Source organism: Planobispora longispora (assembly GCF_016863135.1).
Taxonomy (GTDB): domain Bacteria; phylum Actinomycetota; class Actinomycetes; order Streptosporangiales; family Streptosporangiaceae; genus Planobispora; species Planobispora longispora.
Window position 1 is genome coordinate 151,101 of the sequence record NZ_BOOH01000016.1, and the last position, 20,027, is coordinate 171,127.

Here is a 20,027-nt window from a genome sequence, read left to right on the forward strand (position 1 = left end):
TGACGGCTCCCAGCCCCGCACCGGCCCCGAACACGCCGATCGCGACACCTGCGGTGAGCACCGTCGCGCGTGAGGGCTTACGTGAGGGTGCCATCGTGAACGCTCCTCTCCTTCCGGTTGGACGTCAGGTGCCGTGGCTCTCCAGGACTTCGGACCACTCGCCGAGCACTCGGACCCGCTCGCCGGAACTGGCGGGTGGGATGTGGGCCACATACATGCGGCCGTATGTGACGCTCGCCGAGCGGGCGAACGCCGTACCGCCGGTACGGATACCGGCGGGTCCGTTCAGGGTGACCGTCGCGCCGGCCCGCCGGGCCTCGCGGAGGTCGGTGGAGCGGGCGCCGTACCAGACCAGCGCGCCTCCGTCGCTCGTCATCAGCGAGCGCACCGGCCCCTCGGGCCGGTAGAAGAGCGACAGCTCCCACCCGGACTTCTCCAGCTGGGAGCGTTCCTGCCGCCAGAACGTCACCGCCTCGTCGGTCCAGGGGCCGTCGGCGAAGCGGGGGTCCGGCGTGGTGCTCTCCAGGCTCGCCAGGTGGGCGTGGACGACCTGACGCGGGGTGGCGAGCAGCCCGGGGGCGTCCTCCGGCAGGCTCGTGGCGTAGCCGTCGGCGTCGATCGCGATCTCGGGGAGCGGCGCGGCGGGAACGCGCGTGTCCGCGGTGAACGCCGTCAGCCGCCATCCGCCGGGGGTGGAGGTCATCAGCTTGCTGACCCTGGCGACCTGCGGTTCGTGCGCGACGGCGACGAACCAGTCCGTGGTTCCCGCGGTGTCGCGGGGAACCCAGATCTCCGGCCGGGGCCAGAGCCCCGCCGCCGCCCCCGTCCCCTGCACGCGCGCGGTCTCGAAGGCCGCCCTCGACATCTCCAGGGCCAGTCCCCGCTCCAGCCGGCCCATCGCGCGGTCGTCCATGTCCTGCTGGGCGAGGGAGAGGTCACGGGCATAGCGGTCGTGCACCCGGCGCGCGTCCCGGACGGTGAGCCGGACGGGCCGGGACTCCGCCGGGGGATTCCCGGACGAGGGGTTCTCCTGCGAGGCGTCCACCGTCGGGAAGGTCACGACCGAGGAGTCCTCCGAGGCCGCCGCGTCCGGGGAGGGGGGCACCGCGCCCGATGACGGGAGTGCGGGGTCCGGTGGCGGGAGCACCGCCTCCCAGCTCGTTCCGGCGGGGGCGGGCGTGGCACGGGTGAGCGTGGTCGCCGGTCCGGAGGTTCCGGACGCGGCGGCCCAGATCGCCACGCCGCTCACGACCGTCAGGACGATTCCGGACATGGCGGCCTTCCGCCACGCGAACACCGGCAGCTGCTCGGGCTCCGCGCTGCCGTCGATGTCACGTCCGGTAAAGGGAGCAATGCGCTCAGACGGCCAGACGACCTTGTCTGGGGGATCTGGTGCATTCCGCGACATAGATCCCGATATTAGACTGACAGTGATTCATGGGGAAGGTAAAGGACGAAGGTTATTGTCGATTAGGGATTCCGCCTCAGAAACGCCGCGTGCTGCGCAATATGGACTGCCCCTAATGCGTGATCCGGCGATCTTAACCCTCCGCGACGTTGGCTGTATCAGCGCTTCTCTAGAGATTTTTCGTAATACCCGCTGTTTATGAAACCTTGACAGTCATTCTTGGACGGCTCGTCTAACGGATGGATTAAGCGATCGCCGGGCGTTCACCGTCTTGACATGAAACGCTTTCATGTATAGCGCCATTTGTTGTGAACGCCAGGCCGGCGGGGCGCGCACTTGACCGGCGTTCCCGGGAGGCGTCTCCTCGTCATGAGGCCGGTTCTCCGGCCGAGCAGAGAGGGGACTGATCTCCGATGCCCTCCCCGTCCGGTACGGCGCGCCGTCTCCCGCTGCGCCAGATCGTCTCCGTTGTGACGGCGATCCTCCTCGTCACCTATCTGGTCCTGGTCCCCCTCGGCCTGATCGCCCCGGACCACCGCCTGTCGACGGCGGAGATCCTGGTCGCGGTGGCGGTTCTCGTGCTGTCGCAGTACTCGATCGAGGACCTGACCTTCGACGCGGGCGGGGCGAGCCGGATCCGCCTGCGCCGCATCGAGGACCGCCAGCGGGCCATCGAATCCGACATCCAGGTCCTCCAGGTGGCCCTGTCGGGCATCGTGACCAAACACGAGCTCAGGCACCTGCGCGGGCTGGCCGCCCCCGGGCCGTTCGACGTCCAGTACTCCAACCACATGGTCCGCGAGCTGGAACGGCTGGACGCCATGCGGTTCGTGGTCCCGCTCCAGGAAGCCGGCATCAACGCCATCCGGAGGGACCACCAGGCGCCCGACGACAGGTTCGACCTCAAGCCGTACGTGAAGATCACGAATCGCGGTCTCAAATACCTGGAGCTCCTCGACGTGGTCGCGGGAGAGGGGGACCAGGCCTGGCTCGACGACGTGGCGCCGGTGGAGACGGATCGCCCCTGAGGCAGATCGCCCTGAGACGGCTACCTGGAGACGGCTGCCTCTGACACGGCTACCTGGAGACGGCTGCCTCTGCGACGGCTGCCTCTGCGACGGCCGGAACCCGATCCGGCCGCGGCCGTCCGGCTACCGGGTGCTGCCCAGCTTGAACGCGGCCCGGCGGGCGGCTTTGGCGATCTTCTTGTCCGGGCTGGCCGTGCTGACCGCGTTGAGCACCGGTCCCGCGGCGGGGTGCCCGAGCCGCCAGAGCACCTCCAGGAGCGGCCCGGCCTCCTCGCCGAGCCGGGCGATGTCCTCGGCGGCCTCCTCGGGATAACCCTGCTCGACGCTGGCGCCCCAGGCGTCCAGGAGCATCCACAGGTCACCCGTCCGGTCCTCCTCGGGCGTCTCGCCGAGATCCCGCAGGATCTTGCGGGCCCAGCCGCCGAGCACGGGATGACCGGCCAGCTCCCGCCAGAGCGGCGCGACGGCCCGGCCGAGACCGTCGACGAGGTGCACGACCAGGCTCCGGGCGGCGTACGCCTCCGGCGCCTCGACCGCCGACAGCAGCTCGCGGGCGCCGTCGAGGGGTGACCGGGCGGCGAACCAGCCGGCGGCCAGCGCCTCCATGTCGGCGGCGCGGGCCGTGCCGAGCACGGAGACCAATTCTCCGGCGGACAACGAGGAGGGGTCGGGCAGGACGCGGACGTGCTGGCCGTTGCGGCGCAGCCGCTCGACCACCGCGTAGACGCCCAGCGGGGTGATCGCGACCCGGCCGCCGTCCTCCGACAGCCGCACGGCCCCGTAGTCGGCGAGCCGCTCCAGCGCCGGCCCGGCCAGCTCGTCGGCCCCCGGCACCACCGAGCGCAGCGGCCCGGTGAGCTCCTGCACGGCGAGCCCCGGCGCGTCGGACAGGAACAGGTTCGTCAGCAGCATCGAGCCGAGCATCAGGGAGGCCGGGCCGGAGGTGGCGGCGTCGAACCCGCCCACCCACACGCGCAGCACCGCGTCGTCGTCGCCGTCCGGCCAGTCGGCCAGGCGCGGCCCGGGGAGCACCTCGGTGTAGGAGAGCCGCAGGAGGCCCGCGTCCACCGCTGCGGCGAACACCCACGGCCGGCCGGCCACGCCCGCCGCCTCGGCGTCCTCCGCTGAGAGATCGTCGCCGCCCTCGGCCAGCGGGCGCCCCTCTCCGACCCAGCGGGCCAGGTCGGAGGCGGTCCGGAGGGGGGCGCAGGTCCGGGCGGCGGCGGCCAGCTCGGCGGCGGGCGCCAGCCGTACCGGGGGGAGCGCGTCGACGGTCTGCCGGGCCCGGTCGACGACGGTCCGGCGGGGGGAGGCCGGGCCGCGCATGACCTCGGCGAGCCGGGCCGGATCCCGGAGCAGGCGGTCCATCCAGGCCTGGACCGCGTTCTCGTCGTCCGGGTCGACGCCCTCGGCCATCATCGCCGCCATCAGCTTGCGCGCCCTGCCGTAGTCGCCGGGGGCCATGCCGATGTTGTGCAGCGCCTCCCCGGTCCCCTCGACGAGGGAGCGCAGCTCGCGCGGGGCGGCGCTGGGCGGGGTCAGCCCGCCGGTCTCGACCAGGAAGTCGAACCAGGTCAGCCAGGCCGAGGAGAGCGCGTCGGCGGCCTCGGGGGTCAGATCCCGCTCGGCCAGCGCCTCCGTCACGGCTTCGACGTCCGAGACGCTCCACTGCGCGGGGTCGTCCCGCAGGCACACCTCACGGTGGGTCCGGAGCAGGAGCGTGAGGGCGTCGGCGTCCACCTCCCGCCATGCGCGGCACTCGTCGACTTTCCTGGCGATGTCATCCACACCGCGACTGTATCGGCGCTCCACGGCCGGCACCGCCGTGCGCGGCGGCGGCCCCGACGTTCTCCGGGGCGGCGGCTCCGGCAATGGGATGGGTGTCCGGAGAGGAAAACCGGGTGCGGGAAGAGGAAAACTTCGTCGATCCGGTCGCGTCCCCGAGCCTTCACCGGCCTGCCTGTGATCTTTTCTCGGGAGAGCGTCCCCGTCCTGGGGCGTGGGGGAAGAGAGGGTGATGGCCGGCAAGCCGGACAGGCATGACATCGACGAGGTGCTCCAGCAGGCGCTGGCCCGGCTGACGTTGCTCAGCGGCGTGACGGCGGCGCTGTCCAGCACGTTGTCGACCGAGGAGGCGGTCCGGAGGCTCTGCCGGATCCTGGTGCCGCAGCTGGCGGACTGGTGCGTGGTGGACCTGCTGGACGAGCAGGGGCGCCCGTACCGGGTGGCGGTGACGCACCGCGATCCCGAGCGGCTGCCCCCCGGGCGGTTCGAGGGGCCGCTGCCGCCGATCCGCGACGACCTCCCCGGACCGCTGACTCATGCGCTGCGCGGGGCCGGGCCGCTCCTGCTGACCTCGATCTCGTTCCCGGAGCGGTCCGATGATCCGTTGCACGCCGTACAGGCCGAGACCTTCCGGCGGCTGGGCGGGGACAGCGCGATCCTCGCGCCGCTCCGCGCCCGGCAGCAGATCCTCGGCGTGCTGACCGTCGTCCGGACCCGCCCGGACCGGCCGCTGACGGACGACGACCAGTCCATCGTCGAAGACCTGGCGCACCGGGTGGCCCTGGCCGTGGACAACGGGCGCCTGTACCGGGCGGCGCAGCACATCGCCGAACGGCTGCAGCGCTCGCTCCTGCCGGACCGGCTCCCCGAGGTGGGGGCGCTCCGGCTGGCCGCGCGCTACAGCCCGGCCCACGAGACCGCCGAGGTGGGCGGCGACTGGTACGACGCGTTCGTCATGCCCAAGGGCGACATCGCGCTGATCATCGGGGACGTGGCGGGTCACGACCTGCCCGCCGCGGTGGTGATGAGCCAGCTCCGCAACATGCTGCGCACCCTGGCCTGCGACCGGGGGGAACCGCCGGGCGAGATCCTGCGCCGTCTGGACGCGGTCAACGAGACCCTGTACGGCACGCGCACCGCCACCTGCCTGTACGGCCTGATCACCGGGGCGGAGAGCGGGCCGTGGGGCTTCCACCACTCCAGCGCCGGGCACCTGCCCCCGCTGCTGGTCACCCGCGACGGGGACACCCGTTACCTGGAGGGCGGCGCGGGGCTGCTGCTCGGCGTGGACCCGGGCGTGCCGCGCCAGGACGCCTTCGACGAGCTGCCGCCGGAGTCCACGCTCCTGCTCTACACCGACGGGCTGGTCGAGCGGCCGGAGGAGCACCTCACCCACGGCATGACCCGGCTCCGCCAGCACGCCGCCGCCCTGGCCCGGGAGTCGGTGGAGGCGTTCTGCGACGAGATCCTCGCCGGGCTGGGCGGGTCCGACGACGACATCGCGCTGATCGCCCTGCGCGTCCCGCCCGCCGGACCGTGACCACCCGCCGGATCGTGACCGGCCTCGGTTTCGCGCCGGTCCGTTAAGGCCGCAGGTGTCGGGGCATCGAGGGGTGATAAGGAAAACCGCAGGCAGGAGTGGCTATGAGCGAGCACCTACCGGAGCACGACCCGCGTTCGGCGTTCGAGGACGAGGGGATTCCGGACCTGCAGGACGGCACCCCGCAGCAGCAGTGGGCGGCGGACCCGCAGGAGGCGCCGCTGCCCGGGGACCGTCCCATCGCCGTCGATGACTTCGGGACCACGGTCGACGAGCAGATCCAGGGCGAGTCCCTGGAGGGCCGCCTCGCCCGGGAGGTTCCCGAGGAGCAGCCGATGTTCGGCGCCGACGGGGCGGGCGGCGGGATGAGGATGGACGGCGAACGGGACGACCTGGAGGGGGATCTGGAACCGTCCGGCCGGGACGACCTGGAGACGGGCGTGCCCGGACTGTCCGGCGAGGGCGACTCGGACGCGGGAGCCTCCGTCTCGTCCGATCCGTACCGCGCGGGGCGGCTGGTCGCCCCCGACGAAGGCGTCCGGGAGGACACCGAGGCCGATCTCGTCGCCGGGGACGTGGGCGCGGACACGGGCGGCTACACGGCCGAGGAGGCCGCCATGCGGGTGGAGCCGGAGTAGCGGCCGCGTTCCCGGTCTGAGAGGTTCCCGGTCTGAGAGGTTCCCGGTCTGAGCTCCGGGATGGTCGTCGTGTTCCCGGTGTCGTCGTGTTCCCGGGCTGAGCTCCGGGGCTCCGCGGGCGAATCCGGGTGGCCGATGGGTCTCAGATCGCGTCCCTGACAGCCGATGGGGCACCCGGGACGGAAATCCGTCCCGGGACAGGCTGCTCTAGGGACCCACATGAATCAGACCTTCTCCCCGCTGCTCGAAGCGCTGAAGCAGCTGGGTGTAGACCCGCAGGCGCTCGAGCGCGCGGCCGGAGAGGCCGAGCGCACCGAGCGCTCGTTGCGCGCGGTGCTCATCAACGACAACGTCGTCACGGAGGAACAGCTCACCGAGGCGTCCGCGCTCGCCTTCGGGATCAAGAGCGTCGACCTGGTCGGTTATCCGATCGACCCGGTGGCGGTGGCCAAGATCCCGTTCACCCTGATGCTGCGCCACCGCGTGCTCGGCCTCTCGCTGGATGAGAACGAGATCACCGTCGGCATCACCGACCCGGGTGACGTGGTGGCGCTCGACGACGTGCGCGCGGCGACCGGCCTCACGGTCCGCCCCGTCGTGGTGGCCCGCAGCGAGCTGCGCCGCATCATCGACCGGCTCAAGCGCGAGGAGAACGACCTCGCCGGCATCGCCGAGATGCTCCGCGAGGAGCAGCAGGCCGAGGCGATCGTGTCGAACCTGAACTCCGTCGAGGAGGACGCGCCGATCGTCCGGTACGTCAACTCGCTGCTGGAGCAGGCCATCCAGAACCGCGCCTCGGACCTGCACCTGGAGCCGACCGAGCACGACATGCGGGTGCGCTACCGCATCGACGGCGTGCTCCACGAGGTGGACACCGTGCCCAAGCACGTGCAGTCGGCCCTCATCTCCCGCCTGAAGATCATGTCGAGTGTCGACATCACCGAGCGCCGCATCCCGCAGAACGGCCGCATCACCGTCATGATCAACGGCCGGAAGGTCGACCTGCGGACCGCCACCCTGCCCACGGTGTGGGGCGAGAAGATCGTCCTGCGGGTCCTCGACACCGGCGGGGTCAACCTCGCCCTCGACAACCTCGGCTTCACCGAGGACAACTACCGGCGCTTCTCCGGCTCCTTCACCAAGCCGCACGGCATGGTGCTGGTGACCGGGCCCACCGGCTCCGGCAAGTCGACCACGCTGTACGGCACGCTCTCGGCGATCAGCAAGCCCACCGTCAACATCATCACGGTCGAGGACCCGGTCGAGTACCGCCTGCCCGGCATCAACCAGGTGCAGGTGGACCACAAGGCCGGGTTGACGTTCGCGGCCGTGCTCCCGGCGATCCTGCGTTCGGACCCCGACGTGGTGCTGATCGGCGAGATCCGGGACCGGGCCACCGCCCAGCTCGCCGTCGAGGCCGCCCTCACCGGTCACCTCGTGCTCTCCACCCTGCACACCAACGACGCGCCCAGCGCGGTCGTCCGGCTGACCGAGATGGGCATCGAGCCGTTCCTCGTCGGCTCCTCGGTCGACTGCGTGCTCGCCCAGCGACTCGCGCGGCGGCTCTGCGACTGGTGCAAGGAGGAGTACGTCCCGACCGAGGCCGAGGTGGCCGCCGCCCGTTGGCCGGTCGGCGAACTGCCCCCGCCGAGCCTGCTGTGGCGGCCGGTGGGCTGCCGCTCCTGCGCCAACACCGGCTACCGCGGCCGGATCGCGCTGCACGAGGTCATGCCGATGTCCCCGGAGATCGAAGGTCTCACCATCCAGCGCGCCTCCGCCAGCGAGGTGCAGCGGGTCGCCGAGGCCCAGGGCATGCGCTCGCTGCGCATGGACGGCCTGATCAAGGCGTCCCAGGGCCAGACGTCGATCCGGGAAGTCATGCGCGTCGCGATCTGACCCGCCCGCCGTACCCGCCACGCCCCGCACTCGCCGCCACGAACACGACAGGAAGATCTTCGATGGAGCCAGCGCGCCCGTTCGACTCTCACTCGTTCGACCCGCAGCCGTTCGATCTGCGCGCGGTCGACTCCCACTCGTTCGACCACCCGAGGGGCGATCGCCGCGACGCGATCAAAACCCTCAACTCGATGCTCGTGTCCCTGGTCACCGAGCGCGGCTCCGACCTGCACCTGACGGCGGGGGCGCCGCCCGCGATCCGCGTGGACGGCCGGATGCTCCAGCTGAAGGAGTACGGCCGCCTGGAGCCGGCCGACACCGAGACGCTGCTGCGCGCGGCGGTGAACGACGCCCAGTGGGGCCGCTTCGAGCGGGACCAGGAGCTCGACGTCGCCTACAGCATCGAGGGCGTCTCCCGGTTCCGGGCGAACTTCTACCAGCAGCGGGGATCGTACGGCGCGGCCTTCCGGGCCATCCCGCACGAGATCAAGCCGCTGGAGGAGCTGGGCCTGCCGGAGACGGTGGCGCGGTTCGCCCACCTGCCGCGCGGGCTCGTCCTCGTGACCGGGCCCACCGGCTCGGGCAAGACCTCCACGCTGGCCGGCCTCGTCGATCTGGCCAACCGCACCCGCTCGGGGCACATCGTCACGATCGAGGACCCGATCGAGTTCCTCCACCCGCACAAGCGCTGCATCGTCAACCAGCGCGAGGTGGGGGCGGACACCACCTCGTTCGCCCAGGCCCTCAAGCACGCGCTCCGCCAGGACCCCGACATCATCCTGGTCGGCGAGCTGCGCGACCTGGAGACGACGGCCACCGCGCTGGCCGCCGCGGAGACCGGCCACCTCGTCCTGGCCACCCTGCACACCCAGAGCGCCGCCCAGACGATCGACCGCGTCATCGACATCTTCCCGCCGCACCAGCAGCAGCAGATCCGCACGCAGCTGTCCACGGCGCTGCAGGGCGTCGTCACCCAGGCCCTGGCCCCGCGGGCGGACGGCGTCGGCCGCGCGGTCGTCGCAGAGGTGATGATCGCGACCCCCGCGATCCGCAACCTGATCCGCGAGGGCAAGAACCACCAGATCCCGTCCTTCATGCAGTCAGGAGGGAGCGGCGGCATGATCGCGTTCGACCAGCACCTGTCCGACCGGGTCCGCAGCGGGCTCGTCAGCTTCGAGAACGCACTCGACATCTGCCACTCGGCGGAGGAGTTCAAGCGCCTCGTCGGGAGGAACTGACCATGCCGGTGACGAAGGAGTTCGAGTACAGGACCATCGGCCGCGACGGCAAGCAGGTCAAGGGCACCGTCGAGGCGGCCAACGAGGCCGCCGCGGTCCAGGTCCTCCGCCAGCAGGGGCTCGTCCCGCTCTCGATCACCGAGGGCGGCTCGCTCCTGAAGAAGGAGATCAGCATCCCGGGCCTGGGCGGCCGTACCACGCTCAAGGACCTGGCGGTCTTCGCCCGCCAGTTCGCGACCATGACCGCCTCCGGCATGTCGCTGATCCGCTCGCTCGCGGTCCTGGAGGACCAGTCGACCAAGCCGCCGCTGAAGAAGGCGATCAGCGAGGTCCGGGTGGACATCGAGGCGGGTCTGTCGCTGTCCGGGGCGCTCGCCAAGCATCCCAAGGTCTTCCCCACGCTCATGGTCGCGATGGTGCGGGCGGGCGAGGCCGGAGGCTTCCTCGACAACGCGCTGGAACGCATCGCGATCAACTTCGAGAAGGACGCGGCGCTCCGCGGCAAGATCAAGGGAGCGATGACGTATCCGGTCATCGTCCTGCTCTTCACCGGGGTGCTCGTGGCCGGCGTGCTGGCCTTCATCGTCCCGGTCTTCGAGGGGATGTTCAAACAGTTCGGCGGCGAACTGCCGCTGCCGACGCAGATCCTCGTCACCGCCAGCCACAGTCTGGCCTGGTCGGGGCCGCTGTTCGTGGCTGTGCTCACCGGCTCGATCATGCTCTTCCGGCGGGAGTTGCGGCGCAATCCGAAGCTCCGCCTGGCCTTCGACAAGGTCAAGCTCCGGCTGCCCGTCTTCGGGAAGCTGTTCGCCAAGATCGCGATCAGCCGGTTCGCCCGCAACTTCGGCACCCTGCTGGGCGTGGGCGTCCCGGTGATGCAGGCCATCGACGTGGTCGGCGCCACCACCGGCAACGCGGTCATCACCGAGGCCATGAAGGACCTGCAGGCGGCCGTGCGCGACGGCCTTCCCATGTCCACGCAGCTGAGCAAGCACGCCGTCTTCCCGCGCATGGTCGCGCAGATGGTCGAGGTCGGCGAAGAAAGTGGACAAATCAGTCAGATGCTCGACAAGGTTGCCGATTTCTATGACAGAGAGGTTGACACCGCGGCAGAGGCCCTGACCGCGGCGATCGAGCCCCTCATGGTGATCGTCATGGGAGTCGTGGTCGGCGGCATGGTCGTCTGTCTCTACCTCCCGATGTTCACGATCTACCAGAACATCCAGGGCTAGTACGGCCCTCCCAGAACTTTCCGTGCGCGCCACGGAAAAACCGGCCACCAGGCCGGACCGGCCCCCCGGGCGACCGCCCGGAGGCCATTTCCACCCTAACGAATCACAGGAGTATCACCATGAAGGCAGCTCTCCAGAGCCTGCAGAAGCGCGCGCACGGCGACCGCGGCTTCACCCTGATCGAACTGCTGGTGGTCGTCGTGATCATCGGCGTCCTCGTCGCCATCGCGATCCCGGTCTACATGAACTACCGCGAGGGCGCGGCCGACAAGGCGGCCCAGTCCGACGTGCGTAGCGCCATCACCGCCGTGGAGAGCTTCTACACGACGAAGGGCAACAAGTACCCGGAGGTCTCCGGGCAGAAGACGACGGCCTTCTCGCTTGACCCGACGAAGCCCAACGAGGAGCGGGTGACCGTCTCGGCCAACACCACCCTCAACTACATCCTGGCCAGCGACAAGAAGTCGTACCTCGTCTGCGCCACCAACGCCAACGGCTCGGGTGCGGTGTACGTGTACGACAGCACTGCGGGCGGCTCGGTCGCAACGGTCGCCAACGCCAAGATCGCCACCTGCAAGGTGTGATCCCGCCCGGTGGGGCGGTACGGGAGCCGTACCGCCCCACCGGACCCCTCTGCTTAACCCACCGACAGGAAGGAGAGACCCCGATGGACACGCTCGTGCTCGCCCTGGCCGCCGTGCTCGGCCTCACGGTCGGCTCCTTCCTGAACGTGGTCATCCACCGGGTGCCGCGGGCCGAGTCGCTGGTGCGGCCCGGCTCGCGCTGCCCGCACTGCGGTACGGCCATCCGGCCCTGGCAGAACGTGCCGGTGCTGAGCTGGCTCGTGCTGCGCGGCCGGTGCGCCGCCTGCCGGGCGCCGATCAGCGCCCGTTACCCCCTGGTCGAGCTGGCCACCGCGCTGCTGTTCGCCGCGGTGACCGCCCGAATCGGGGTGGCGCCGGAGCTGCCGGCCTACCTCTACCTCACGGCGATCGCGGTGGCCCTCACCATGATCGACCTCGACGTGCAGCGGCTGCCCGACGCCATCGTCAAGCCGTCGTACGTCGTCGGCGCCCTGCTGCTGACCCCCGCCGTGGTCGCCGGCGCCGACTGGACGTCTGCCCTGCGCGGCCTGGCCGCGATGGCCGTGCTTTTCATCTTCTACCTCGCGCTCGCCCTGCTCTACCCGGGTGGCATGGGCTTCGGCGATGTGAAACTCGCCGGGCTGCTCGGCCTCTACCTCGGCTGGCTGGGCTGGAGCGCGGTGGTCATCGGCACCTTCGCCGCCTTCCTGCTCGGCGGGATCGCCGGAGTGGCGCTGCTGGCCACCGGGCGGGCCGGTCGCAAGACCGCCATGCCGTTCGGCCCGGCCATGCTCGCCGGCGCCCTGCTCGCCCTGTTCGCCGCCGGGCCGATCGCGGCCTGGTACGGCGGCCTCCTGGCGCCGGTCGCCTGACCCGGCCCGCTTCCACGATCTTTCACGACCACGACGACTTCGATGACGAGGAGCACCTGATGGCCGCGGTCAACCCCATCGGACTGGACATCGGTTCGATGTCGATCCGCGCGGTGGAGACCACCCGCGGCAAGGACGGTCCGGTCATCACGAACGTCGGGATGGTCCCGCTGCCGGCGGGCGCCGTGCAGGGCGGCGTCATCAACGACGCCAAGGCGGTCACCGCGGAGCTGAAGCGGCTCTGGGCGGCCTCCAAGTTCCGCAGCCGCAAGGTCGTGCTCGGTGTGACCAACCCCCAGGTCGTGGTCCGGGAGATGTCCGTGAGCAACCTGCCGCTCCGCGAGCTCCGCCAGTCCCTTCCGTTCCAGGTGCGCGACGCGCTGCCGCTCCCGGTCGAGCGGTCGCTGCTCGACTTCTTCCCTCTGGAGAACCCGGGCGAGAAGGAGACGGTGCGCGGGCTGCTGATCGCCGCGCCGAAGGACGTCGTCACCACCGCCGTGCACGCCGCCGAGCAGGCCGGGCTGCACGTCGCCCGGGTGGACCTCGCCTCGTTCGCGCTGATGCGCGCGGTGTCCTGCCTGGACTCCAAGGTGGAGGCCATCGTGGACATCGGGGCCTCCGCCACGAGCGTCGTCGTCCACAACAACGGCGTGCCGGTGATCGTCCGCACGCTCCCCCGGGGCGGCGCCGAGATCACCCAGGCCCTCTCCGCCCAGCTCGGCATCGACCCGTTCCAGGCCGAGGAGCTCAAGTGCCACGCCGGCCTGCAGGGCGGCGGCGAGGACGCCGAGGCCGCCGAGGCGATCCGCGACGCCGTCCGGCCCCTCATCAACGAGATCCGCAACTCGTTCGCCTACCTCGGCTCCGGCGACCGGCCGATCCGGGTCACCCGGGTGGCGCTCTCCGGCGGCGGCGCCCTCATGCCCGGCCTCGTCGAGGCCCTGCACACCCAGCTCGGCATCGAGGTGACGCTCGCCGATCCCACGGTGCGCATCCGTCGCGGCCGCAAGGACAAGCAGGACACCCTCGATCGGTTCCGCACGGCCGCCGCGGTCTCCGTCGGCCTCGCTCTTGGAGTGGCAGCCTGATGACCACCACACTCATTCCCGCCGGCCCCTCCGGTCCTGCCGCACCGGTCCAGGACCCGTTCCGGCCGCTCGCTCTCGCGGCCGACCTGCTCCCCCCGGAGATCGTGACGGCCCGGCGGGGCCGCCGGGCCCGCGCCGTCGTCCTGTCCGTCCTCACGGTGTTCGCCCTGCTGCTGGCCGGCTGGTACTTCATGATCAACCAGCAGACGGCGGAGGCGGAGCAGCAGCTCGCCGATGCCCAGGCCGAGGTCCAGACCTGGACCCGCAAGCAGAACGAGTTCTCCGAGCTCGTCACGACCCGGGAACAGGCGGAGACGATCGACACGCAGCTCTCCGCGCTGCTCGTTCGGGACGTGCGCTGGTCCCGCCTGCTCGCCTCGGTCCGCGCGGCGGCCCCGAGCGGCGTGCGGATCACCAGCGTCGCCGGTGGACTCTTCATAGACGGCGAGGGGACCGGAACGAGCGAGTCGGCCCTCCCGAACGCCTCCGGCAAGGAGCTGATCGGGGAGCTCAGCATCGTGGGCGTCGGCTCCGGCAAGCAGGTCGTGGCCGACTACGTCAGCGCGCTCGGCGAGGTGTCCGGCCTGGGCAACCCGCTGTTCACCGATGTACACGAGGAGACCGATGTGGACTTCACCGTGAAGGTCGACATCACCGACGCCGCGCTCGACAGCCGCTACTCCGCCGACGCGAAGAAGGAGAACTGATGCTCACCGGACGCGCAGACCGGGTCTGGATCCTCGGCGGCATCGTCGCCGCCGCCGTCCTGCTCGCGGTCGGCTGGTTCTTCTTCATCGGCCCGCAGCACGACGAGACCGACACCATGCGGGCGGAGGCCGAGACCGCGCAGGTGCGGGCGGCCACCCTGCGCAGCAGGCTCGCGGAGCTGAGCCGGGAGAACGCCGACCTGCCGAAGTACAAGGCCGAGCTGGAGACGGCCCGCCAGGCGCTGCCCGCGACGGCGCAGTCGGAGGATTTCCTCGACCAGCTCCGGAAGGCGGGCGAGGCCACGAGTGTCTCCGTCGACGGGATCAACATCGGCGGGGCCACGCAGGTCAGCGCCGGCAATGTGCAGATGTACGCCCTGCCCGTCGCCGTGACCGCCGCGGGTGACACCGCCGCGCTGGACAAGTTCTTCGACCAGATCCAGCGGGTGCAGCAGCGGGCCGTGCTGATCGACGACGTCACGGTCAGCGAGAGCGGCGAGACGTCCGCCGAGTGGAGCCTCGTCGTCAACATGAAGATCTTCGTCGCCTCGCCGACCGGAAAGTAGGAAACAGTGAGAACCCTCGCCTCCCTCCGTGACCGGGGCGTCCCGGCACGGCCGGACGCCGGGTTCACGCTGATCGAGATGCTGATGGCCCTCGCGGTGATCGGCATCGTCATGAGCGCCCTCGCGGTGTTCTTCACCAACTCGATGACCTTCACCGGTCAGCAGCGCAGCGAGCAGGTGGCCATCCAGCTGGCCGGCGACGGCATCGAGCGGGCGCGCGCGCTCAAGGGCTCCTCCCTGAGGGCCGGTCGCGGTCGGACAAGCTCGGAGAACCAGTGGCACGAGATCGAGTCGAAGGCCGGAGAGGGCGGCGACAGGGTCGCCAAAGAGGTGTTCTCCCATCTGCGATCGATGAAGATCGAGTGGGACCCGATGCTGGAGTCCGCCCCCACCGCGGGTGAGAAGGCCCCGCTGCCGACCGCGCCCGATGTCGTGACGGTCAACGGAGTGGAGTACACGCGGAACTGGTATGTCGGCCGCTGCCGGCAGCAGGCCGTGTCTGCCTCGACACAGAATCAGGTCTGCGACAAGCCCGGCCCGACCCCCGGTCCCGCGGACGTTCCGTTCTTCCGCGTCGTGGTCGCGGTGACCTGGGCCCACAAGGGGTGCGAGGCCGGGAAGTGCGTCTACGTCACCTCGACCCTGGTCAGCTCGGCCAGCGACGCGGTCTTCCACATCAAGCGTCCCCCGCCCCGGATCAGCAACCCGGGCGCCACGTTCGGCTACCGTACGGTCGACATGAGCCTGCAGCTCCTCGCGACCGGCGGGCGGCTCCCGCTGATCTGGAAAGTGGAAGGCCTGCCGGCGGGGCTGAGCGCGTCGGAGAGCGGCCTGATCAGCGGCAAGCCGACGGTGCTGGGAAAGTTCACCGTCACGGCCACCGTCACCGACCGCCGGGCCGACACCGACACCGTCGAGTTCCCCCTGACCGTCAACGACCTGCCGGGACTGGCCGCCGTGGAGGACCAGGCGACCCGGGCCGGTACCGCGGTCTCGCTGGCGATCCCGGTGTCCGGCGGGCGCACCCCGCTGACCTGGTCGGCCACCGGGCTGCCCGCCGGGCTGTCGATCAACGCGTCGACCGGTGTCATCTCCGGCACCCCGACGACCTACGGAACGAAGACCGTGACCGTGAAGGTCACCGATCAGGGAGGTAAGACCGACTCGGTGACGTTCACCTGGGAGGTGCTGACGCTGGCAGTGGCCGACTCCGGCCCGCGGACCAACTACATCCGCGACCAGATCAGCGGGGTGCGGCTCACGGTGTCCGGCGGTGACGCGCCGTACACGTGGCGCGCGGAGAACCTGCCGGACGGCCTGTCGATCAACGCCCTGACGGGCGAGATCTCTGGGACCGCGCGGTGGGGCACCCGATACCTGACCACGGTCTACGTCAAGGACAGCGCGGGCGACGAGGTCGCCAGGAGGTTCGTCTGGAACATCCTGGCGAAGCAGCCGAACGACCTCAGCGTGGCCACGCCGAATCCGTCGGCCCCCGACCAGATCGGCACCGCCGGCCAGCCGGTCGCGCTCACGGTCAAGGCGTCGGGCGGGAGCAACAGCGGTTACAACACCTGGTCGGCGACCGGACTGCCGCCGGGGCTCAGCATCGCCCAGTCCGGCCAGTACGACGGGGAGATCACCGGAACGCCCACCACCCGGGGCACCTACATGGTCACGCTGGACGTCGTGGACTCCACCCAGAAGTGGGCAACCCTGATGTTCACCTGGACGGTGCGGTGATGGCCGGGCGCGCGCGCGTGAAGACGGCGCTCCCGGACCGGATCCGGGCCCTCCGGGCCACCGGGGACGCCGGGGTCTCCCTGATCGAGATCCTCGTGACCATGGGCATCCTGGGCGTGCTGATGGCGATCTTCACCACCGGCATCGTGCAGGTCTACCGCGCCGTCGGCTCGACCGAGTCACTGGCGACGGCGCAGGAGCAGACGCACGTCGCGTTCCAGCGGCTGGACAAGGAGGTCCGCTACGCCTCCTGGATCGGCGAGCCGGGCACCGACGGCGACTACTGGTACGTGGAGTTCTACGGTGTGAAGGCGGAGACTCCCTCCGCGGAGGAGACTCCCCCTGAGAAGGAGACTCTCCCTGAGAAGGAGTGCAAGCAGCTCCGGCTGGACCTCGACCGAGGTGTCCTGCAGCTGCTGCGCTGGAAGCCCGGCTCGCCGCCCGCCGAGGGGACGTCGGGCGAGACGCTGGCCTCGCACATCGCGACCGATGTCCTAAAGTCCACGACCGCGACTGCCGAAGAGAAGGCGGAGAACGCCCCCTTCGTGCGGAAGCTCGCCGGAGACGGGATCGACGCCGCCGAGGCGGGTCCCGTCGGCGCCGACTTCGTCCCGGACTTCCAGCAGCTCCGGATCCACCTGACTGCCGAGGTGGGCCACGGCGACAAGGCCGGGTCCACCGAGCTCGACGCCACGTTCACCGCCCTCAACACCTCGCGGAACACCGAACTCGACAACACCTGCCAGGAAGGGAGGCCATAGTCATGATCACCATGCTCGGCCGCGGACGCCCGTCGCTCCGGCTTCCCGCCGGGACGGCGGACCGGGGTTCGATGCCGGTGGCCCTGCTGCTCACCCTGGTCGGCGTGTCGCTCAGCGCGCTGCTCATACCGATTGTGATCAACCAGGCGACTCTCACCCGCACCGCGTCGGAGCGGACCCACGCCCTGCACGCCGCGGAGGCGGGCATCGACGCTGCCCTCGGGCAGATCCGCGCCGCCGCGGACGCCGAGGGCAACGGCCTGGTGGAGAAGCTGCCCCCGTGCCTGACGACGATGACGGGCAGTGTGCTCCCGGACGACGCGCTGAAGTCACCCCGCTACCAGGTGAAGATCAAGTACTGGGACACCGACGGCCCCGACGACCCTGAAGGCCCCCTCAGCTGCCCTCTGACGGAGGTGCCGGCCTACGCCACGCTGACCTCCAAAGGGGTGGAGACCCCGGACATCGCCTTCGACGACACCGAGGGCACGCGGACGATCAAGGCGACGTACTCCTTCCAGACGACCAACGCCAACATCGACGGCGGGGCGATCCCCGTCGCCCAGCCCACCATCTCCCCGCTCTGCATGGACGCCGGAACCGACGAGACTCCGACCCCCGGCACCCCGCTGAAGATGCAGAAGTGCGTGCCCGGACTGAGCGGGCAGCAGTTCGCCTACACCGAGGACCTGACCCTGAAGCTGATCGGCTCCGAGAGCTCCGAGAGCTCCGAGGGCTCGAATGCGCCGAAGGCGCCGCTGGGCATGTGCCTCGACGCGGGCTCGCCGCAGAGAACGGGTGCGACCGTGGCGTTCCAGCCGTGCGACGCGCGCCGCATCCCGCAGCAGCAGTGGAGCCTCAACAACAACTCGAACTTCCAGGGCACCACCAACGGCGTCGGGCTGAACAGCTTCTGCTTCAACCTGAAGAACCCCGGCCTGGCCGGCAGCCTGGTCGTCCTCGGCAGTTGCAGCGCCAACCAGACCCAGAGCATCTTCCGGCCCCAGCCCGGCGTGGGCGCGGGCATGGCCGGGGTCGCCGTCGGGCAGCTGGTGAACTTCAAGCAGTTCAGCCGGTGCCTGGACGTCACCGACCACGTCGTCACCCGGGCGTACATGATCGCCTGGTTCTGCAAGCAGGCACCCGACGGCAACATCAGCTGGAACCAGAAGTGGTCGATCCCGGCGGTCACCGCTCCCGCGATCAAAGCCGCGGGTCGCATCCGTACCAACTACGGGAGTGGGTACTGCCTGCGCAGTCCCAACTCCACCGCGTCCAACCAGTACGTCACGGTGACCTCCTGCGCCGCCACCGGCACGCTGGCCGACAACCTCAAGTGGACCGTGTACGGCAACACCGGCGACTACGCCACCAGCTACCGGGTCATGGACCACTACGGGAACTGCCTGACCCCGACCGACCTGGACGTGCTGAAGCCCGACACGCACAGCGACGGCACCAGCAAGGTCAAGGTGGCCCCCTGCACCGGGTCCGAGCTGCAGAAGTGGAACGCCCCGGCGAACCTCACCCAGCCGCTGCCGCTGACGGACATCCGGGAGCAGTAGCGCGGGCCCGATGGGGGATGCCGGGAGGGAGCGGTTCGAGGGCGGTATACCGATCTTTGGATCGTTCCATCCCTTATGATCACTTTCATGATCGCTACTTTTGCGCTCGGTGCCTCGCTCATTCTCGCCGGCACGCCCGCCGGAGCCGTGTCCGCCGCGACCTCGCCCGCCGCGGGCGCGTCCGCCGAGGCGGGCGCCACCAGGACGGTGTCGTTCCGGGGCCTCGTCATCCGGATCCCGGCCGCGTGGAAGACCCGGAAGGAGTACGGCGAACTGCGTGTCACCACCGGCGCCTGCTCCAAGCGCGCCGCGGAGTGCCCCGGTTTCTCGCTGAAGGGGCCGCAGGGCATCAAGTACGCCTACGAGGGCGGGCCGTACCGGCTGGGCCAGCCGTACCACCCCAGCACCGGCGTGATGGAGTGCGTGCCGGTGAAGAAGTACATGAACGGGGCGCTGCCCACCCGGCCCGCCCGGTCTATGAACGTCGAAGTCGGCGGGGTGGCGGCGCGGTTCACCGAGTGGCGGCTGCCCTGCGTCACGCAGCAGGGTAAGCCGACCTCCGCCTCCTACACGCAGCGTGTCTGGTACCTCAAGGCGAAGAAGGTGCTCGTCGTGGATCACTGGAGGACCCCGGGCCTGGCGAAGATCCTCAAGAACGCCGTCTGGAGCGGCTGAGCAGGTCGCGGGCGACGGGCGTGCCCTCCGGCCGGGGGCGGAGACCCCGGCCGGGGATCAGGAGAACTCGGCGGCCAGCAGGCCGAACAGCAGCTCGTCGACGAAGGAGCCCATCACCCAGGCGTGGTCGCGGCGGACGCCCTCACGCCGGAACCCGGCCTTCTCGGCAGTGGTGATCATCGCGGTGTTGGTCGCGAGGGTCTCCAGCCCCAGCCGGTGCAGGCCGCGGATGCGGAAGGCGTAGTCGCACATCACGCGGAGCGCGTCCAGGCCGTGTCCCCGGCCGCGGGCCTGCGGCAGCAGGGAGATCCCCAGGTGGGCGTTGCGGTTGAAGGAATCGATCCCCCAGACGATGCAGCTGCCCAGCACCTGCCCGTCGGCGAGGGAGACCACGGTGAAGCGCACGTTGGCCGGGTCCGGGGAACGGTCGTCGTAGCGGGAGAGCCTCTGCTCCAGCGTCTCCGGGACCCAGGGATCCACTTCGGTGAGGACCGCCGTGTCGACGTCCTCGTGCAGCCGGTACAGCACCGCCAGATCGTCCCGGGCCATGGCCCTGAGCAAGACTCTTTCTCCGCGCAGCATGTCCATACCCTAGATCGCCAGGGGCCCGGTATCGAGGAATTTATACCGGGCCGCCGGGCTGCCGGGCTGCCGAGTCCGCCGAGCCCGTCCGGGGGCCGGGCGATCGCCGCCGCGCTCGC

18 protein-coding genes are annotated in these 20,027 nt (G+C 70.5%); 15 read left to right on the forward strand and 3 right to left on the reverse strand.

Annotated elements, in window-relative coordinates:
* Window positions 1–124: 124 nt before the first annotated feature.
* A complete protein-coding gene (locus Plo01_RS09230) occupies window positions 125–1,273 on the reverse strand; it encodes a DUF8094 domain-containing protein (protein WP_203890089.1) in 1,149 nt (382 codons plus the stop codon).
* Between the two features lie 548 nt (window positions 1,274–1,821).
* Between Plo01_RS09230 and Plo01_RS09235 the strand changes: the two genes are divergently transcribed.
* A complete protein-coding gene (locus Plo01_RS09235; RefSeq protein WP_203890090.1) occupies window positions 1,822–2,436 on the forward strand; it encodes a hypothetical protein in 615 nt (204 codons plus the stop codon).
* A gap of 123 nt (window positions 2,437–2,559) precedes the next feature.
* Here the strand turns inward: Plo01_RS09235 and Plo01_RS09240 are convergent, their stop codons facing one another.
* Window positions 2,560–4,224, reverse strand: coding sequence for a hypothetical protein (locus tag Plo01_RS09240; RefSeq protein ID WP_203890091.1), 1,665 nt, complete (start codon window positions 4,222–4,224; stop codon window positions 2,560–2,562).
* 229 nt (window positions 4,225–4,453) lie between these two features.
* Here Plo01_RS09240 and Plo01_RS09245 point away from each other — a divergent pair, with 229 nt between their 5' ends.
* The 14 genes from Plo01_RS09245 to Plo01_RS09310 all read left to right on the forward strand — a co-directional run bounded on the left by Plo01_RS09245 (window position 4,454) and on the right by Plo01_RS09310 (window position 19,326).
* Entirely contained in the window at window positions 4,454–5,761 is a 1,308-nt protein-coding gene (locus Plo01_RS09245) for a PP2C family protein-serine/threonine phosphatase (RefSeq protein ID WP_203890092.1), read from the forward strand.
* Between the two features lie 104 nt (window positions 5,762–5,865).
* Window positions 5,866–6,399, forward strand: a complete 534-nt coding sequence (locus Plo01_RS09250; protein ID WP_203890093.1) for a DUF5709 domain-containing protein — start codon at window positions 5,866–5,868, stop codon at window positions 6,397–6,399.
* Between the two features lie 219 nt (window positions 6,400–6,618).
* Window positions 6,619–8,295, forward strand: a complete 1,677-nt coding sequence (locus Plo01_RS09255) for a GspE/PulE family protein (protein WP_203890094.1) — start codon at window positions 6,619–6,621, stop codon at window positions 8,293–8,295.
* Window positions 8,296–8,357: 62 nt separating this feature from the next.
* Window positions 8,358–9,533, forward strand: a complete 1,176-nt coding sequence (locus Plo01_RS09260; protein WP_203890095.1) for a type IV pilus twitching motility protein PilT — start codon at window positions 8,358–8,360, stop codon at window positions 9,531–9,533.
* A gap of 2 nt (window positions 9,534–9,535) precedes the next feature.
* Window positions 9,536–10,765: a type II secretion system F family protein gene (locus tag Plo01_RS09265; RefSeq protein WP_203890096.1), complete on the forward strand. Its 1,230-nt coding sequence runs from the start codon at window positions 9,536–9,538 to the stop codon at window positions 10,763–10,765.
* 119 nt (window positions 10,766–10,884) lie between these two features.
* Window positions 10,885–11,349: a type II secretion system protein gene (locus Plo01_RS41220; protein ID WP_203890097.1), complete on the forward strand. Its 465-nt coding sequence runs from the start codon at window positions 10,885–10,887 to the stop codon at window positions 11,347–11,349.
* Between the two features lie 83 nt (window positions 11,350–11,432).
* Window positions 11,433–12,221: a prepilin peptidase gene (locus Plo01_RS09275; protein WP_203890098.1), complete on the forward strand. Its 789-nt coding sequence runs from the start codon at window positions 11,433–11,435 to the stop codon at window positions 12,219–12,221.
* A 59-nt stretch (window positions 12,222–12,280) separates the two neighbouring features.
* On the forward strand, window positions 12,281–13,309 hold the full coding sequence (gene pilM, locus Plo01_RS09280) for a type IV pilus assembly protein PilM (protein WP_203890099.1): 1,029 nt from the start codon (window positions 12,281–12,283) through the stop codon (window positions 13,307–13,309).
* Entirely contained in the window at window positions 13,309–14,016 is a 708-nt protein-coding gene (locus Plo01_RS09285) for a PilN domain-containing protein (RefSeq protein WP_203890100.1), read from the forward strand. The genes pilM and Plo01_RS09285 overlap by 1 nt, the downstream gene beginning before the upstream one ends.
* Entirely contained in the window at window positions 14,016–14,582 is a 567-nt protein-coding gene (locus Plo01_RS09290; RefSeq protein ID WP_203890101.1) for a type IV pilus inner membrane component PilO, read from the forward strand. Before Plo01_RS09285 ends, Plo01_RS09290 begins: the two co-directional genes overlap by 1 nt.
* A 6-nt stretch (window positions 14,583–14,588) precedes the next feature.
* Window positions 14,589–16,325: a putative Ig domain-containing protein gene (locus Plo01_RS09295; protein ID WP_203890102.1), complete on the forward strand. Its 1,737-nt coding sequence runs from the start codon at window positions 14,589–14,591 to the stop codon at window positions 16,323–16,325.
* Window positions 16,325–17,086, forward strand: coding sequence for a PilW family protein (locus Plo01_RS09300; protein ID WP_203890103.1), 762 nt, complete (start codon window positions 16,325–16,327; stop codon window positions 17,084–17,086). The genes Plo01_RS09295 and Plo01_RS09300 overlap by 1 nt, the downstream gene beginning before the upstream one ends.
* Before the next feature lie 2 nt (window positions 17,087–17,088).
* Window positions 17,089–18,651 carry an RICIN domain-containing protein gene (locus tag Plo01_RS09305; protein WP_203890104.1) on the forward strand — a complete coding sequence of 521 codons (1,563 nt, stop codon included), beginning with the start codon at window positions 17,089–17,091 and terminating at the stop codon, window positions 18,649–18,651.
* Between the two features lie 87 nt (window positions 18,652–18,738).
* Window positions 18,739–19,326, forward strand: a complete 588-nt coding sequence (locus tag Plo01_RS09310) for a hypothetical protein (protein ID WP_203890105.1) — start codon at window positions 18,739–18,741, stop codon at window positions 19,324–19,326.
* A 57-nt stretch (window positions 19,327–19,383) separates the two neighbouring features.
* Here the strand turns inward: Plo01_RS09310 and Plo01_RS09315 are convergent, their stop codons facing one another.
* Window positions 19,384–19,914, reverse strand: coding sequence for a GNAT family N-acetyltransferase (locus Plo01_RS09315; RefSeq protein WP_307837368.1), 531 nt, complete (start codon window positions 19,912–19,914; stop codon window positions 19,384–19,386).
* Window positions 19,915–20,027 lie beyond the last annotated feature (113 nt).

Coding starts and splice junctions, on each gene's coding strand:
- Plo01_RS09255 (WP_203890094.1), top strand. CDS start 6,619: ATGAATCAGACCTTCTCCCCGCTGCTCGAAGCGCTGAAGCAGCTGGGT.
- Plo01_RS09275 (WP_203890098.1), top strand. CDS start 11,433: ATGGACACGCTCGTGCTCGCCCTGGCCGCCGTGCTCGGCCTCACGGTC.
- Plo01_RS09300 (WP_203890103.1), top strand. CDS start 16,325: ATGGCCGGGCGCGCGCGCGTGAAGACGGCGCTCCCGGACCGGATCCGG.
- Plo01_RS09235 (WP_203890090.1), top strand. CDS start 1,822: ATGCCCTCCCCGTCCGGTACGGCGCGCCGTCTCCCGCTGCGCCAGATC.
- Plo01_RS09260 (WP_203890095.1), top strand. CDS start 8,358: ATGGAGCCAGCGCGCCCGTTCGACTCTCACTCGTTCGACCCGCAGCCG.
- Plo01_RS09315 (WP_307837368.1), bottom strand. CDS start 19,914: ATGGACATGCTGCGCGGAGAAAGAGTCTTGCTCAGGGCCATGGCCCGG.
- Plo01_RS09310 (WP_203890105.1), top strand. CDS start 18,739: ATGATCGCTACTTTTGCGCTCGGTGCCTCGCTCATTCTCGCCGGCACG.
- Plo01_RS09290 (WP_203890101.1), top strand. CDS start 14,016: ATGCTCACCGGACGCGCAGACCGGGTCTGGATCCTCGGCGGCATCGTC.
- Plo01_RS09305 (WP_203890104.1), top strand. CDS start 17,089: ATGATCACCATGCTCGGCCGCGGACGCCCGTCGCTCCGGCTTCCCGCC.
- Plo01_RS09230 (WP_203890089.1), bottom strand. CDS start 1,273: ATGTCCGGAATCGTCCTGACGGTCGTGAGCGGCGTGGCGATCTGGGCC.
- Plo01_RS09250 (WP_203890093.1), top strand. CDS start 5,866: ATGAGCGAGCACCTACCGGAGCACGACCCGCGTTCGGCGTTCGAGGAC.
- Plo01_RS09265 (WP_203890096.1), top strand. CDS start 9,536: ATGCCGGTGACGAAGGAGTTCGAGTACAGGACCATCGGCCGCGACGGC.
- Plo01_RS09285 (WP_203890100.1), top strand. CDS start 13,309: ATGACCACCACACTCATTCCCGCCGGCCCCTCCGGTCCTGCCGCACCG.
- Plo01_RS09245 (WP_203890092.1), top strand. CDS start 4,454: ATGGCCGGCAAGCCGGACAGGCATGACATCGACGAGGTGCTCCAGCAG.
- Plo01_RS41220 (WP_203890097.1), top strand. CDS start 10,885: ATGAAGGCAGCTCTCCAGAGCCTGCAGAAGCGCGCGCACGGCGACCGC.
- pilM (WP_203890099.1), top strand. CDS start 12,281: ATGGCCGCGGTCAACCCCATCGGACTGGACATCGGTTCGATGTCGATC.